The 15,213-nt window shown below is 68.4% G+C and carries 14 protein-coding genes, 2 pseudogenes and 1 riboswitch; of the genes and pseudogenes, 9 read left to right on the forward strand and 7 right to left on the reverse strand.

The window, feature by feature from the left end; translation table 11 throughout:
* Positions 1-8: 8 nt before the first annotated feature.
* Together Q5761_RS10090 and Q5761_RS10095 are read right to left on the reverse strand one after the other, a co-directional pair.
* Positions 9-998: a sugar ABC transporter permease gene (locus Q5761_RS10090; protein WP_318750508.1), complete on the reverse strand. Its 990-nt coding sequence runs from the start codon at positions 996-998 to the stop codon at positions 9-11.
* 224 nt (positions 999-1,222) lie between these two features.
* Positions 1,223-2,689, reverse strand: coding sequence for an ABC transporter substrate-binding protein (locus Q5761_RS10095; RefSeq protein WP_318750509.1), 1,467 nt, complete (start codon positions 2,687-2,689; stop codon positions 1,223-1,225).
* Positions 2,690-3,789: 1,100 nt separating this feature from the next.
* On the opposite strand from Q5761_RS10095, the gene Q5761_RS10100 reads away from it, so the two are divergent.
* From Q5761_RS10100 to cobU, 5 genes are all read left to right on the forward strand, one after another.
* Positions 3,790-4,131 carry an aspartyl-phosphate phosphatase Spo0E family protein gene (locus Q5761_RS10100; RefSeq protein ID WP_318750510.1) on the forward strand — a complete coding sequence of 114 codons (342 nt, stop codon included), beginning with the start codon at positions 3,790-3,792 and terminating at the stop codon, positions 4,129-4,131.
* Positions 4,132-4,244: 113 nt separating this feature from the next.
* Positions 4,245-4,360, forward strand: a riboswitch (TPP riboswitch).
* A gap of 102 nt (positions 4,361-4,462) precedes the next feature.
* Positions 4,463-5,149 carry a thiaminase II gene (tenA, locus tag Q5761_RS10105; protein WP_318750511.1) on the forward strand — a complete coding sequence of 229 codons (687 nt, stop codon included), beginning with the start codon at positions 4,463-4,465 and terminating at the stop codon, positions 5,147-5,149.
* 69 nt (positions 5,150-5,218) lie between these two features.
* Positions 5,219-6,463, forward strand: a complete 1,245-nt coding sequence (locus Q5761_RS10110) for an HAD-IIA family hydrolase (protein ID WP_318750512.1) — start codon at positions 5,219-5,221, stop codon at positions 6,461-6,463.
* 17 nt (positions 6,464-6,480) lie between these two features.
* A complete protein-coding gene (gene cobS / locus Q5761_RS10115; RefSeq protein ID WP_318750513.1) occupies positions 6,481-7,239 on the forward strand; it encodes an adenosylcobinamide-GDP ribazoletransferase in 759 nt (252 codons plus the stop codon).
* A gap of 43 nt (positions 7,240-7,282) precedes the next feature.
* Positions 7,283-8,590 (forward strand): bifunctional adenosylcobinamide kinase/adenosylcobinamide-phosphate guanylyltransferase, encoded by a 1,308-nt coding sequence (gene cobU, locus Q5761_RS10120; RefSeq protein ID WP_318750514.1) that lies wholly within the window; start codon positions 7,283-7,285, stop codon positions 8,588-8,590.
* A gap of 71 nt (positions 8,591-8,661) precedes the next feature.
* On the opposite strand, the gene Q5761_RS12460 is transcribed toward cobU, so the two are convergent.
* Complete coding sequence (locus Q5761_RS12460; RefSeq protein ID WP_413084507.1) at positions 8,662-8,793, reverse strand: hypothetical protein; 132 nt, start codon at positions 8,791-8,793, stop codon at positions 8,662-8,664.
* Positions 8,777-9,022 (reverse strand): hypothetical protein, encoded by a 246-nt coding sequence (locus tag Q5761_RS10125; protein ID WP_318750515.1) that lies wholly within the window; start codon positions 9,020-9,022, stop codon positions 8,777-8,779. The genes Q5761_RS12460 and Q5761_RS10125 overlap by 17 nt, the downstream gene beginning before the upstream one ends.
* A gap of 106 nt (positions 9,023-9,128) precedes the next feature.
* Here Q5761_RS10125 and Q5761_RS10130 point away from each other — a divergent pair.
* A pseudogene (locus Q5761_RS10130) lies at positions 9,129-9,350 on the forward strand (alkaline phosphatase); the annotation flags it as partial.
* Here the strand turns inward: Q5761_RS10130 and Q5761_RS10135 are convergent.
* Positions 9,345-10,955: an IS200/IS605 family accessory protein TnpB-related protein gene (locus tag Q5761_RS10135; RefSeq protein WP_318750516.1), complete on the reverse strand. Its 1,611-nt coding sequence runs from the start codon at positions 10,953-10,955 to the stop codon at positions 9,345-9,347. The pseudogene Q5761_RS10130 and the gene Q5761_RS10135 sit on opposite strands and share 6 nt — an antisense overlap.
* A 184-nt stretch (positions 10,956-11,139) precedes the next feature.
* Here Q5761_RS10135 and Q5761_RS10140 point away from each other — a divergent pair, with 184 nt between their 5' ends.
* From Q5761_RS10140 to Q5761_RS10150, 3 genes and pseudogenes are all read left to right on the forward strand, one after another.
* Entirely contained in the window at positions 11,140-11,433 is a 294-nt protein-coding gene (locus tag Q5761_RS10140; protein WP_318750517.1) for a hypothetical protein, read from the forward strand.
* A gap of 61 nt (positions 11,434-11,494) precedes the next feature.
* Positions 11,495-11,893 carry a HEPN domain-containing protein gene (locus Q5761_RS10145; RefSeq protein ID WP_318750518.1) on the forward strand — a complete coding sequence of 133 codons (399 nt, stop codon included), beginning with the start codon at positions 11,495-11,497 and terminating at the stop codon, positions 11,891-11,893.
* A pseudogene (locus Q5761_RS10150) lies at positions 11,838-12,029 on the forward strand (nucleotidyltransferase family protein); the annotation flags it as partial. The gene Q5761_RS10145 and the pseudogene Q5761_RS10150, both read left to right, overlap by 56 nt.
* 74 nt (positions 12,030-12,103) lie before the next feature.
* Here Q5761_RS10150 and prpB read toward each other — a convergent pair.
* Together prpB and Q5761_RS10160 are read right to left on the reverse strand one after the other, a co-directional pair.
* Positions 12,104-13,099 carry a methylisocitrate lyase gene (prpB, locus tag Q5761_RS10155; protein ID WP_318750519.1) on the reverse strand — a complete coding sequence of 332 codons (996 nt, stop codon included), beginning with the start codon at positions 13,097-13,099 and terminating at the stop codon, positions 12,104-12,106.
* A gap of 493 nt (positions 13,100-13,592) precedes the next feature.
* The gene (locus Q5761_RS10160; protein ID WP_318750520.1) at positions 13,593-15,059 is read right to left on the reverse strand and encodes a bifunctional 2-methylcitrate dehydratase/aconitate hydratase; all 1,467 of its coding nucleotides are present in this window, start codon (positions 15,057-15,059) and stop codon (positions 13,593-13,595) included.
* Positions 15,060-15,213 lie beyond the last annotated feature (154 nt).

The raw sequence follows: 15,213 nt of genomic DNA on the forward strand, positions 1-15,213 counted from the left end.
CGCCGCGCTCAGCTCACCTCGATGCGCGGCCGCTGGGTCAGCTGCCGGAAGTTGAAGAAGCGCAGGTAGAGCACCGACGCCACCAGCCCGATGACCACCAGCACCGTGGCCAGGGCGGCACCCAGGCCGTACTGGGCGTTGCCGAAGTAGTTGGACAGCGCCGTGTGGAAGGCGTAGAGCGCCCAGACCTCGGTGGTGTAGAAGCCCGGCCCGCCATCGGTGGCCAGCAGGATGTACTCGTAGGAAGCCAGCAGCGACAGGGTCTGGTACGCGGCGACGAACAGCGCCGGCCACCGCAGCTGGGGCAGCACCACCCGCCGCACCAGCGCCCAGGTGCCCGCGCCGTCCACCTGGGCCGCGATCAGCTGTTCCCGCGGGATGGCCTGGATGGCGGCGCTGAAGATGATCATCCCCATGGACGCCCCGACGAAGCCGTTGATGGCGATGACCATGGGCCAAGGGTGCTCGTAGAGCCAGTTGCCACCCGCCGGCAGGCCCAGCGCGGCCAGCACCTGGTTGATCACGCCGTAGGGCGGCTCGGCCGCGAAGTACTTCCACATCAAGACGTAGACCACCGACGGCGTGATACGGGGCAACAGCCACACCGCCCGGAAGAACCCGCCCCAGCGCTGGGGCAGGAACGCCGTGGCCAGCGCCAGCACCAACGCCAGCCCGACGTTGAACAGCGTCAGGGTGGCGCCCACGTAGAGCAGCGTGTTCCGCAACACCAGGCCCGCCACCGGGTCGGTGAGGATGCGCCGGTAGTTCTCCAGGCCGACCCAGCGGAAATCCCGGAGCCCCGTGGCCACGCTGACGTCGGTCAGGCTCAGGATCACCGTCAGCACCGCCGGGATCAGGAAGAACACGGCCACCACCAGCGCGAAGGGCAGGAGGAACCCTGCCCCCAGCCGCCACGGCGCCGCCGGCCGGGCGGCCGCGAGGACCGCGGCCGCCCGGCCATGCGACGCCGCGCCCGTCCCTGCACCCGATTCACTCACGGGGCCTCCCTGGCCGACCCCAGGGAGCGCCCTCGCCGCGGCGTCGCCGCTCCGGCCCGGTGCCGCCGCGAGGCCCGCCGCCCCGGGCCGCGCCTCGCGACCCGGGTCCGGGATGGGCCCTTCGCACGCCGTGGCCGCAGCGACCCCGCTCCCCGGCCCGCCGGCGGCGCCGGCCGCGTCCCCGGCCCCGCCGGCGGCCGGTTCGACCGCCCGCCGAACCCGGCTCACCGGATGATCACCTCGTCCCGGAGCTGCGACTGCAGCTGCTGGACCACCGTGTCGACGGCCTGCTCGGGCGTCATCTGCCCGGCGACGACCGCCGACAGGCCGCGGTAGATGGCCTGGTCGTAGTTGCCGAACTGCTCGTGCAGCGGGACGAACCCGGCGTACTCGACCATGTACGCGAGGTCACCCAGCAGCCGGTTCTCCTTGTACGCCGGCTGGTCGAGCTGCGACTTCATGATCGCCAGGTGGTTGCTCTCCACCGCGTGCCGCGTGTTGAACTCGGGATTCGTCGCCTCCAGGATCAGCCGCGCCGCCAGCTCGGGGTGCTGCGAGTACTTCGTCACCATGTACACCAGCGGGTGCGAGAGGGTGACCCCCGGCTGGCCCTTCTCGCCCGCCGGCAGCAGCGCGTAGCCCAGATCCTGGACGTCGGCGTCGCTCAGGCCGTACTGGTCCTGCCACTCGGCCACCTGCCAGGAGCCGCCGACCCAGAGGCCCACCTGCTTGCTGGTCACCGTCCGGTGCCAGATGGACCAGTCGGTCCCCAGCAGCGACGGCTTGAGCACGCCCAGCTCGCGCGCCCGGGCGAAGAACTGGTACTCCTTCAGGAGCGCCTGCTTGTCCAGCACCAGCTTGCCCGTCTCGGGATCCTGCATCGCGCCGCCGTAGGCCAGGTAGAACATGTAGAAGTCCACACCCGGCTGCGGCCGCGTCCACAAGCCCTGCCCCTCCGGCACGATGCCGCGGTCCTGCAGCTGCTTGGCCAGGTCGAGCAGGTCATCCAGCGTGAACTCGCCCTTCTCGATGCGCTCCGGCAGCTGGGCGATCTGCTCGTCGGTCCATCCCAGCTGCTTGAGGTGCGACTTCCAGAAGTAGAGCGGCCGCGCCTCGGTATCCTGCGGGATGCCCCAGATCTTCCCGTCCAGCGTCACGGACTCCCACAGCGTCGGGAACACGTCCTGGTACACCGGGCTGTCCTTGACGTACTCGTCCAGCGGGATGATGTGCCCCGCCGCGGCCCACGGCGCCACGTCCTCATGGCCGCTGAGGATGATGTCCGGCGCCTTCCCGGCCTCGGCCGCCAGGATGAAGCGCTGCTTGTACTCGTCCCACGGCCGGTCCTCGTGGGTGCCTTCCAGCTGGACGCGGACGTTGGCGCCCTCCTGCTCGAGCTTCTGGTTGAGGCGTTCGACGGCCTCCTTCAGGTTGTCGAACCGCCAGTGCTCCGTGGGCTTGCCGATGGTCATGGCGCGCAGGGTGACGGTCTGGACGCCCTGCTCCCCGCCGGACGAACCGGCACCGCCCGCCTCCTGGTCACCGGCCGGCGCCTGGCTACCCTGGCCGCCGCAACCGGCCAGGAGCACCAGCGACGCCACGAGCACGGCAGCCAGCGCCCGCCACGGCGCGCGCCCGCCCACGACGCGCAGCGTCCTCCGCGACCTCCGCTCCGTCCACCGACCCACCACGAACGGTCACCTCCTGTTCCTGCCGACCCGTGCCTTCCGGTCCAGTCCGCAAGGACCCGCGCAGGCGCGCCTGGCTACCCCGCGGGGGTGATCCGCGCGGCTTTGCGCTCGATGGGTTCGCCATCGGTTCGGCGATGAGGCGATGAACGGCTTGGCGGGTAGACCCGGCCAACGAGCCCCGCAGGGAACGGGCGCCTCGAACCCGCCCCGGCGCACGGGTCCCTCTCGCCCGGCATGACGAACCGGCCGCATCTGCGCACGCGGCCGCCGCGAGCCGTCGTCCCCCGTCGCGCGGCTTCGGTCACGACGGGGTGGACCGCCACCGGTTGCGCGACAGGCCGTAGCCGGACGTGCCACGCCCGGTCGGCGCGCATGTCGACCCTCTGCCGGTTTGCCCCGTCCAGGTGGCCGGTTCGTCGGCCGGTTCGGGATGCGATGTGCGTGCCGCGATCGACCCAGCGGGTCGATCCGTTCGGGACGACCTCGCGGCCGCCCACGCCTGGCGCACCGGTCCCCGGGACGCGCCGGGAACCGGCCGCCGACGAATCTCCGTCAATGACCGCTACAGGAAGGCTCGTGAAGGTGACCGGCCTGTCCACGACCGGTCTGTTAGCAGACGAGCGCGACGAGTGCTAACAAGCAATTGGAATATATCCTCAAGCTAAACGGGATGTCAAGTTAAGGCACTCCCTGGCGGATCGCGATCCGGGCCGTGGCGGGGGACGAGCCGCGCCACCCATTGGCGTCGGGCTCGATCATCTGCGTTCGGCCCGAACGGAAAGGCGGCGCGGTGGTGTCAATCGGGTGATGACCCGATGCCGCCGGCCGGCCCCGTCACCGTATGATGGTCGTCGTGGTGCCTACGGACAAGCAACCCAACCATCGCAGCGACCGTCGCAGCCCCGGCCACGAACCCCCGAGTTGGGCAGCGGCTGAACTGCGCAGGCAGATCCGGCACCGGCTCCGGCGATTGAAGGCCCTGCGCGATGCCATGGGTGCCGAAGGAGACCGCGAGCTCCTGGCCGCGATTCACGATGAGCTTGAGGTCCTGGCTCGTCTGTTGCGCACCCTGGAGATCTTGGAGGCGTTGGAGGGAAAACGTGGAGGCAAGGAGCCAGGGGACGAACCGGCCGCTGGCGGTCCGCCCCCGCACGCCGACGACGGTTCCGACCAACGGGCGGATTGAGGGCGGGCAGAATGAGGGCGATGGCCGTTCCGATGCCGGCCACCGCGCGAGCACCGGCCACCGGGGGGACGGGACACCCCCGTGGGGTCAGCTGGCGCGGGAGGTCGAGGACCTGCGGCGCGCCCTCATGAGCGCCGTCCAAGCGCCCACCGATCTCCGCCGGGAAGACGTCCTGGCCCTCAGCCAACGGCTCGACGACCTGATCGTTCGCGCCCAGCGGGCCCTGGCCGAACGGCGTCCTGTCCGCCAAGGGTGACGGCCGACGGCCCCAGGCCTCCTTCCGTTCGCGTTCCGCCCATCGCCTTCCGGGGGCCACGCGGCCCGGCAGGGACATGGCGAGGATCGCCGTATTCCACCCACTGTGAGATGAGAGGCCGCGGGGGGAGTCCGGGTCAACCGGGCTGAGAGGGCGACTGATCGGCGTCGCCGACCCCGATCACCGGATCCGGGTCATGCCGGCGTCGGGAGCGCGGTCCAAGGACCGGGCCGTTGGATGCGGCCAGGCATGCCTCCTGCCGCCGAGCTGCTCGGCGGCCTCTTTCGTTCTCCGCTGTGCTTCCACGCCACGGACAGGGGAGGGAGACGCCATGCCGGCGAGCAGGGGCACGGCCGAGCCGTTTCACCAGTGGCTCGACGCCCAGACGCGTACCCTTTGGGAGGCCATCTTCCAGCTCCCGTTTCTCCAGGAGCTTGCCGCCGGAACGCTGGCCAGGGATCGTTTCGCCTACTTCCTCGCCCAAGACGTCCTCTACCTCGAGCAATTTGCCAAGGTGCTGGCCCGCGGGGCCACCCTGGCAGACACCCCGGAGACGCGCGAGATGTTCCTCCGCCACGCGGCCAACGTCGCCCGGGTGGAAGAACGGCTGCACGCGGAACTGGCGTCGCGTCTCGGGTTGGACTGGGACGCTGTGCGTCAGAAGGAGCCCGCGCCGGTCACCGTCGCTTACACCGATCACCTGCTCCGAGTCGCCCACACGGGCGGACTCAGCGAGCTGGTCGCGGCGGTGCTGCCCTGCTACTGGGTCTATGCCCGGGTCGGGGAGCGCCTGGCGAATCGGCTGCCGGAGGACGAGATCTACCGGCGCTGGATCCTGACCTACGCCGATCGCGATTTCCACCGCAGCGTCGACGAACAACTGAGGCTGATCGATCGGCTTGCGACGGCCGCCGGCAGCAATGAACGGGAGCGCATGGAGCGGTGGTTCGCCCGCAGTCTCCGTTACGAGTGGATGTTCTGGGACCAGGCCTACCGCGATCTTGCCTGGCCGGTCTGAAGGGCTCTTCTCCGTGAACGCGCACCCCATCCCCGTCCATCGAACTGCACCAGTCAGGGGGCCATCCGCATGATCGCTGAGCAATTCGACGTGTTTTTCTTCGATCTTGACGGGACCATCTACCTGGGCGATGCCTTGCTCCCCGAGGTGCGCCCTTCCCTTGAGCGTCTCCGCAAAATGGGAAAGACCATCCGCTTTCTGACAAATGATCCTCGCCCGTCACGCAGCCAGATCGTGGAACGGTTACGGGCGTTCAATCTGGACGTCGCGACGGAGGAGGTCATCACCTCGGGATGGGCCACGGTACGATACATTCAACAGCAGGGATACTCGTCTCTCTTTCTCCTGGGCAGCCCCAACTTGCGCGCCGAGATGCTCGACGCGCTACCCGGCGTATCGATCGACGGCGAGCAATGCGTCGAAGCTGTCGTCGTGGGGTACGATGACGATGTCAAACTGAAGGATGTGAACACGGCCGTACAGCTGATTGAAAAAGGTGCCACCTTCATTGCAACAAACGGCGACCCATCCTTTCCGATGCCTACGGGCCGTAGCCTGGCGACGGGATCGTTGGTGCAGGCCGTGCAGGTGGCAACGGGCCGACGTCCTGTGGTGATCGGAAAGCCAAGTCCCACCATCTTTCGGATCGCCGCGGAAGGTTTGCCCTCCAACGCGCGTATCGTCATGATCGGCGACTCCCCAAACGCCGATATCCTCGGTGCGCACCTGATGGGATATACGGCGATCCTCGTTTCTCAAACGCCGGTTCGCTTCCCATCCAAATGGGACTTTCGCACCCCAGACGCAACCATTCCCAGCCTGGCATGCTTGTTCGAGCAGGGATGGGCGGTGCGTGAGTGGAAACGCCCGTCCTTTCCATGGCCTGAACGGGTTGAACCTGGTGTTGCCGCCATTGTGTTTGATCATGATGGAAACGTTCTGTTGGTGAAGCGCCGTGATAACGGACTGTGGGGACTCCCATCGGGGCATGTGGAAGTGGGGGAAACCGTCGAAGAAGCGGTTCGGCGAGAGGTCCTTGAGGAAACCGGTCTTGTGGTACGAGTGGAACGTTTGGTTGGCGTATACTCTGATCCCGTCTCCCAGGTCTTCCAGTACCCCTCCGGGGACATCATTCACTTCATCACTTTGTCCTTTCTCTGTACAATAGCGGGAGGCACCCTTCGCGCAAATGAAGAGGAGTCCGTAGCGTGCGGGTTCTTCAAACCGGCGGAACTCCCCCAGGACATGCTTCCAATGCATCCATCATGGCTTGAGGACGCATTGGCCGACCGCCGTTGCGCCTTCATCCGGTAGGTTGGTGAGGCCGCACCGTGACCGCGTTCTGGGCCGCCTTGCGCTTTCTGACGGTCCTGCCTGCGCCCGGCCGGCGCCCCTTGCAGGCACCCGCGCTGGGTCGAGCGGTGGGGTACTTCCCCCTGGTCGGCGTGATCCTCGGAGGACTCCTCGCAGCCGCCAACGCCGCCGTGACAGGGGTCATAGCCCCCGATGTCCGCGCCGTGCTCGTGGTCGGACTGGGACTCGCGTTGACCGGCGGCCTCCACTTCGACGGGTGGTTGGACACGTGCGACGGCTTGTTCGGAGGACACACCCCGGAGGAACGCCTCCGCATCATGCGGGATGAGCACGTGGGCGCCTTCGCCGTCGCCGGAGGCGGCCTCCTCCTCCTCGCGAAATGTGCGGCCGTGTCCAATCTGGTTCATCCCGCCGCCACGCTGGTCCTGGCTTCCGTCCTGGCCCGGTGGGCGGTGGCGGTGGCGATCGTCGCCCTTCCCTACGCCCGCACGGCGGGGCTGGGGAGGGCAATGAAGGACCACGCCGGCCCGCGGGAGGTGGGGCTGGCCACCCTCTTCACCGTGCTCGTACTGGTCGGCGTGGGGATGGGACTGCCTGCAGGCCGGGAGGCGGTGATCCGCGCCCTGGTCGGCGCCCTACCGGCCGCCGCGGCGGTCCTGTATTGGGCAAGGAAGCGGCTCCCCGGCCTGACCGGCGACGTCTACGGCGCGTTGGTCGAGGCCGTGGAGACGGCGGTGCTCCTGGCCGGGACGTCGAGATGGGTCGGCCCCCTCTGACGTCGAGACGGAGGCGAACCTGCGAGGCGGAGGCGATCATCCCTTGCGCCTGATCCTCATCCGCCACGGGGAGACGACGTGGAATGCCCAGGGGAAGCTCCAGGGATGGGTGGACATCCCCCTGACCCCCGCCGGCCGGGCTCAGGCCGACGCCCTGGCGCGCATGCTCGCCTGCGAGCGGATCGACGCCCTGGTGACCAGCGACTTGCGGCGGGCCCAGGAGACCGCAGGACGGATCGCGGAACCCCTGGGCCTTGCCGTGCGGACCGATCCCCGTTGGCGCGAGCTGAACTTCGGCGCGTGGGAGGGCAAGACGTACGCGGAGCTGGAGCAGCACGATGCGCAGACCTTCGCGGCGTGGCAATCCGACCCTGTGACCGTCGCACCCCCGGGCGGGGAGACGGTGGCACGGCTCGCGGGCCGGGTCGACCAGGCGGTCGCGGACCTCAGGCGATGCCACCCGGCGGGAACGGTGGTCGTCGTGACCCACGGAGGACCCATCCGGGTCCTGTTGTGCCAGGTCCTTGGCGTCGACCTGCGTCACCACCACCGGTGGGCCATCGGGCCGGGTTCCCTTACCGACATCGTGCTGGGGCCCCACGGCCCCGAGGTCCTGCGGGTCAACGTAGCGCCCCCGACGCCAGCGGTCTCGACCCCTCCTGCCGCCGCGGGGGTGCCCCTCCACGATACAAGGTCTCGCTTGCACCCCGTTGCGGGGAACGAACCGGCTCCACCCGATGCCGGTCTGATCCTAGTTCTGGGCGGAGCCCGGAGCGGCAAGAGCCGGTTCGCGCAGCGACTGGCGGCCCGGCTGGGCGGGGATCGGGTGCTCTTCGTTGCGACGGCGGAAGCGCGGGATGCGGAGATGGCCCGACGGATCGCCGCCCACCGCGCAGAGCGACCGGCCGCCTGGCGGACGGTCGAGGCCCCGCGACACACGGCGGCCAGGATCCGTGACGAGCTGGGCGATGCCCGGGCGGTGCTCCTCGATTGCTTCACCCTGCTCGTGAGCAATGCGATGCTGGACAGCCTCGGCGCCGGTCATGGCGGTCGGTCATCCCAGGGCATCGATGCGCCTCCAGGCGGTCGAGCTGAGGAATTGCCGGAAGCGGCTGGGGTCGCCGCCGAACAAGCGGTCGTCGACGAGGTCGACGCCCTGCTCGCTGTGGCCGCCGAGATCCGACGCCCCTTGATCGTGGTGAGCAACGAGGTCGGTTGGGGGCTGGTTCCTCCTACGCCGGTGGGACGGCTCTACCGTGACCTCTTGGGCCGCGCCCACCAGATCCTGGCCCGGCACGCCGCCGCCGTGTACCTGGTGGTCGCGGGCATCCCGATCCCCGTCAGGGAGTAGGTCTGGATCCACGGCGGAGGTCCTAGGGTCGTCCGCGGCATCATCCCCCAAGGGATACGAAAGGATGCTAATCAAGAGTCTCTGTACGCCATCTCCCAGAACCGGACCTCATATTCGACAGCCCGCTGAAACTGGCGCTGCAATCTGGCTTCCTCATGCGCGGACAGGTCTTGTTCGTCCAAGTCCTCACGCAGACCGTTCACAAAGGCCCCAAAGTCCGGAGTCGCGTGCAATTCGATCCAGCGCCGGAAGGGCTTGAAATCGGGATACGGCTGCTGAGCGGTCGAAAGTCCCTCGGAAATATTCGTCCTCAGCGCCCGTCACCACTTCGAGGAAGTTCACCCATTGTCGCTTGCGCGGAAGGTCTGGCGCTTTGGCCACGAGGTAGGCTGCGGCATCGATCAACGCCCTGACGAACAGGTAGTCCTGCAAGGCTTTGGTTGCCCTCGTGAGGCGGTCCTCCACACGTCTGGAAACATGATCAAGCCTTCACAAGGTCTTCCTCCAATCTTCCTGCAAACGCGAGCGCGAAAAGGCTGTCGAAGGGGCGGTCCCCTTCCTCGCCACCATGACCCGTCACGCCCTGGACATCCTGGCCCGCGACCCCGATGGGTTCTTCTTGGTCATCGAAGAGGAGCGGACGGACGAGTTCCTCCACGCGGGGATGGTCGAACGGGCCGTCGCGGCTGCCCAGGGATTCGACGAGGCGGTTCGCATGGCCGTTCCTCAAAACATAGGCGTTTATTGCATCCGCCTATGACGCCGGGCGAACAGCGCTCCCGACGATTCGCGCCGGGGGATCGCACCCCGGACCCCAAGCCAGCCCATCGCACCCGGGGCTGTGCGGCCTTGAGGCCGCCGGTGCCCGGGTGGATCGGGGTTTCCCCCGACCTGGGGCGTCCTCGGAGGACCGCTCATAGAGCCGGTGCGCCCGCTTGCCGCGCACCGACGGGGCGATGCGCCGCCAATCGCTCCAGACGTGCCGCCCTCGATTCCTCACGGGTAGAGGGCGGGCGGTTCCGGAGCGCAAGCGCTCGCCCAAACCAAGGCCCCGGCGGGCAATCGCCACCGCCGCCGCGGCGTGGGGCGACAGTCCGTACCGGGCCATGAACTTGACCTTGCCGATGACGCTGGTGAAGGCCGGGTTGACGCGGATCACTTCCACGCCTTCCCGGGCCGCTCGGGAGAGCAGGAGGGCCATGAATGCGGCGTAGGCAAAGGCGGACAGCATCCGGGCGTAGCGGGGGCCTTCTTCCCGAAGGCGGGTCTTCTTCGCCCGGAAGTCCAGCCGCTCGACGACGATGGGCTTGCCGGCGCCCTTGGCCCATGCCACCAGGTCCGCCACCCCCTCGCCCAGGATGGCCTTCACCTGCTCCCGGCGCTTGCCTTGAATCTGAAACCGGATGTCACGCGCCGCCACCGGGTTGCCGAAGCGGTCGACCTCCGCCACGGCCAGCCGGTCGGGGTTCAGATCTGCGCCAAGGGCGCCAGCCCTCCGCGATGTCGTGATCGGGGCCGCGGGCCGTTCGGTGGTGGCGAAGACATACCACGCGCCGTTTTGCCGGACGAACCGATAGCTGATGGCTCGCCCCGACGCAATGGCCGCCATGATGACATCCTGTCCATAGGGGAAGCGGATGCCGTGCAGCCAAACATACCGCCCAAAGCGGGCGGCCAGGGCGTTGGGCACCCGAAGACGCAACCTGTTGCCAAAGAGCGAGCAGGTCTGGTTGCCGCTCATCTCGTCTTTGGAACCGATGCAGAAGAAGCTTTGGCTTCGAGCATCGCGCCATGCCTTGCGCCATTCATCGTGGGAAGCGAATCCATTTACTTCAAGGTGGAACTGCCGGTGAAACAAACGCCGTGAGCCAAAGCAAATCGACGGCAATCCCGTCCGGGCTTTTGCGGTTTCAAGGCGAGCCCGAAGCATCGCCAGCCGCCGCTTCTTCTGGTGAAGCCGAAATCGGACCCGGCGGCGACGCTCCGCCCGTTCTGCGGGCGAAAGGGCAGCCCAGCGTCCCTTCCCCGCTGCCAAAGCTGTCTCCTGCTTGTGGAGCTTGGCAATCGCTCGTTCCGTGGCTTGAATCTGGCGGCGCAGGTTGGCCTGATGGTGCCGATGGCTTTCCTCCGCCGCCTTCACCTTGCCCTGGAGTTCGGTAGCCAGGGCATTGAATTGGCGGGCCGTCATGCCATGGCGGCTGATGTATTGTTGCTTGCACTCGGACAGGGGGCGGCGATGCACATAGAGATCGACGAACAGACGCCGCAGCAGGCGACCGTAGAGGGCGGCGATGGCATCCAACGCCGGGTAAACCGACCGGTCTTGAATCTTCGTCTGGAAGGTCGCCTGCATCGGCCAGGTCATCCTCCTTTTCCCATAATACCAAACACCTGTTCCGTCCGCCAGCTGAAACTGGGGAAGTGTCGGAAGTCAGGGAACAGTTATGTGAAAGATTCGCCTATGGCTGATAAGAGAGAGCTGACGATAGAATGCTAAGCAGCTACGAGCCCTCGAGTTCGCCCACCGCCACCCCGATACCCTGCTGCTGGTGACGAGCGATCACGAGACGGCTGGCCTCGCCGTCCTCGGGCGCGGCAACGGCTATGAGAACGATCCGGATCGGCCGTGCCCGCCCACGGCGCGGCCGATGACGACCCCGGCAGGACAGGGCTTCTGTGCCATGGCGGCGGGGACGAGTCACACCGCCGTGGCGGTGCCCTTGCTGGCCTCCGGTCCAGGTGCCCCGGCCGTGCACGGCCTGCTTGACAACACGGACATCGCCCGCTTGATCGTGCAGGCCTTTGGATGGGACGAACCGGCGCGCCATCGCAGCGCTCGCTGAACTGCAGAGTCCCCACCATCCGTGGCATCATGGAGGTAACGGCTGCTGCGAGGTGAGCCCGTTGGATCGCAGCCAGGATTGGTGGGATGAGGCCCTCGGCGACCTCGCCCACGCCGAGAGCGACCTGGAACGGGGCTTTTATAATTGGGCCTGCTTTTCGGCCCAACAGGCTGCCGAGAAGGCGGTCAAGGCCGTCTGCCAGAGGTTTGGCGCCGAGGCGTGGGGTCATTCCGTCCATGCCCTTCTCGACGCCCTCGCGGAGCGGATCCCCGTTCCTGCGGACCTCCGCGATCGTGCCCTGGAGCTCGACAAGGCGTACATCCCCACGCGATACCCCGATGCCCACCCCACGGGAGCGCCCAGGCGGTTGTACACCGCGTCCGAGGCGAGGAGGATGCTGGGCCATGCGAAAGCCATCCTCGACTTCTGTGCGCGTCATCTTCCCGGCCCTGAGTCGTGAAGAGGTCATCCAGCGCATCCGGGACGCGTTGCCCAAGCTCGCGGACCAGCTGCCCCTTCGGCAGGTCACGCTCTTCGGCTCGTACGCGAGGGGCCGGTTCACGGCGTACAGCGACATCGACCTGCTGGTGATCTACGACGACCCGCCCGTTCCCGACGCCTTCCAACGGGTGCGGCGGACCATCCCCCTCCGCGCGCTCGAACCCCACGTCTACACCGTGTCGGAGGCGGCATCCGTCGCATCGGTCCTGGGACGCATGACGCGGGACGGCGTGGTGCTCCTCGACGCCTCCCGCTCCCGCGCCAGCGGGGGTAGGGTCGAGCGGGCCAGGGTCTGATCCAGCTCCTCGTAGGCGAAATAGCGGATCGTCTCGTAGAGCTCGGCCCTGTCCTGCATCTCGCCCAGGAGCTCGCGGGTCGAGCCGGTCTCTCGCAGATGGCGGTACAGCCGCTCCACCGCCCGCGCCGCCACCCGCAGGGACGAGACCGGGAACAGGATGATGTCGTATCCCCAGGCCGCGAGATCCGCCGCGCTGTAGTAGGGTGTCTTGCCAAACTCGGTCAGGTTGGCCAGGAGCGGCACGCCGGGCAACGCCTCCCGCACGGCGCGGAATTCGTCCTCCGTGGTCAGGGCCTCGGGGAAGATGGCGTCGGCTCCCGCCTCGACGTACCGGCGGGCCCGGGCGATGACGGCCTCGAGCCCCTCGACGCCGTGGGCGTCGGTGCGGGCGATGACGTACAGTGTCGGTGCGGTCTCCTTGAGCGCCCGGATCTTCTGCACCATCTCATCCGCCGTGACCAGGCTCTTGCCGCTGAGGTGGCCGCACTTCTTAGGCATCTCCTGATCCTCGATCTGGACCCCCGCCACCCGCGCCTCCACCATCTCCCGGCCCGTCCGCGCCACGTTCAAGACCCCGCCGAACCCCGTGTCGATGTCGACGATCAGCGGCAGGTCCGTCGCCCGCACGATGTCGCGGGCTCGTTCGGCCAGCTCCTGGCTCGTGACCAGGCCCAGGTCCGGCAGCCCGCGGCTGGCGGTGTAGGCCGCGCCCGAGAGGTAGAGGGCCTCGAAGCCCACCCGCTGGGCGATGAGCGCCGAGAGGGCGTCGTGGGCGCCGGGCAGCACCACCGGTCCTCGCTTGACCAGTTGACGAAACCGCTCGGCGAGCTCCCGCTGAGGGGTCTCTTTCTGCAGCAGCCAGGCCATCCGGTGCACCTCCCTCGATCCAGCCTCCGTCGCACCGGCTCGCGACGGCACGGCGTGCTCGTTACCCCCGGTCGGACCGCGATCCAACCATCCGTTTGCACGACCGGACCTCTCCAGGATCGGACCCCGCGATGGGATGGGATCTCGCGATCTACAGGATAGCCTCCGTCGGGTGAGCTCCCCGCCGCCTCACGGTTGACTCCCGTCCCTGGCGACCGGCCGGCTCGGGAGACGAACCGGCCCGCCCAGGCGGGCAAAACCCCGGGCGGGCCGGTTCGTCCAGGTCAGGTCGGGCACCCGGCTTCCGTGCTGCGGAGACCCGCCGGCTCCCAGGCTCGGATGCCCACCATTGGACCGCCCCGGGCCGACTGAGCGCCTCCGCTCTGCGTCCGGGTTGCGACCGGGAGGCGCCGCGGCGAAGGCCAGGTAGGCTGGGCGTCCCGTCTGCCCGGAACGTGCCGCCTCCCGCCGCGCGGCGTCCCGTCGCCGCCCGTCAGGGCCGGTGCAGCTCGTCCAGGAAGCGGTCCACCGCCATCTCCGGCAAGGCCGGGTCCTCCGCCAGCAGGTGGAACAGCCGCTCCGCCCGCTTGGCCGGGAAGACCTCCCGCAAGGCGCCCCGCACCTTCTCGTGCAGCAGCGGCAGGGCCTCATCCCGCCGCCGGCGGTGGCCCAGCGGGTACTCCACCTCCACCCTCTCGGTGGCGGTGCCGTCGCGGAAGAACACCTGCACCGCGTTGGCGATGGACCGCTTCTCGGGATCCAGGTAGTCGCGGCTGTACCGCTCGTTCTCCACCACGACCATCTTCTCCCGCAGCGCGTCGATGCGGGGATCGGAGGCGATGGGCTCCTCGTAGTGCTGGTAGGTCAGCTCCCCGTAGATCAGCGCCACCGCGGTCATGTACTGCAGGGAGTGGTCGCGATCGGCCGGGTTCGTCAGCGGGCCCTTCTTGTCGATGATGCGGATGGCCGGCTCCTGGGTCTCGATGACGATCCGCTCGATCTCCTCGAGCCGGTCCTTGACCTGGGGATGGAGCTTCAGCGCGGCCTCCACCGCCGTCTGGCCGTGGAACTCGGCGGGGTAGGCGATCTTGAAGAGCACGTTCTCCATGACGTAAGACCCCAGGGGGCGCGCCAGCACCACTTTCTCGCCGCGCAGGACCACGTCCTCGAAGCCCCAGCGGGGGGCGCTGAGGGCGGTGGGATAGCCCATCTCCCCCTTGACGGCGAAGAGGGCCAGGCGCACGGCGCGGCTCACCGCGTCGGCCGCCGCCCAGGACTTGCGCGAGCCCGTGTTGGGGAAGTGGCGATAGGTGCGCAGGGCGGCGCCGTCGATCCAGGCGTTGGAGAGGGCGTTGATCACCTCGTCGCGCCCGCCGCCCAGCAGGGCCGTGGCCACCGCCGCCGACGCCACCTTGACGAAGTGGACGTGGTCGAAGCCAAAGCGGTTGAGACTGTTCTCCAGCGAGAGGACGCCCTGGATCTCGTGGGCCTTGATGGCCATGGCCAGCACGTCGCGGACGGTGTAGGGCGCCTCGCCGCGGCTGCGCCGCACCCGGCTGACGTGATCCGCCACGGCCAGGATGGCACCCAGGTTGTCCGACGGGTGCCCCCACTCCTTGGCCAGGAAGGTGTCGTTGTAGTCCAGCCAGCGGATCAGGGCGGTGATGTTGAAGGCGCCCTCCACGGGATCCAGCACGTAGGGCGTGCCCGGCACCTTGACCCCATGGGGCACGATGGTGCCCGGCACCGTGGGGCCGAGCAGCTTCGTGCACTCGGGATAGGCCAGGGCGTAGAAGGCCGCCGCCAGCGAGTCCATCAGCACCCAGCGGGCGGTGCGATAGGCCAGCTCGCTGTCGATGGCCTGGTTCAGCACATAGTCGGCGATCTCCACCAGGACCCGGTCCGGTTCCTGGGGTCTCGTGGCCCCGCCGGCCGGGGCGCTTGCGTCGTGACTTGCCATGGTGCCGTCCTGCGACCTCCCCTGCGATGATCGCCACGGGACTCAGCTGCCATCGCCACGGAATTCAACCCTATTCAACCGCCGCCGGTACCGCCTTAGCGGCTCGGGCCATCGCCTTCACGGCCGTCGCCATGCAGGGGCACCCATGGCGCAT

Origin of the sequence: Thermaerobacter composti, assembly GCF_033582035.1 — a bacterium.
GTDB lineage: Bacteria > Bacillota > Sulfobacillia > Thermaerobacterales > Thermaerobacteraceae > Thermaerobacter > Thermaerobacter composti.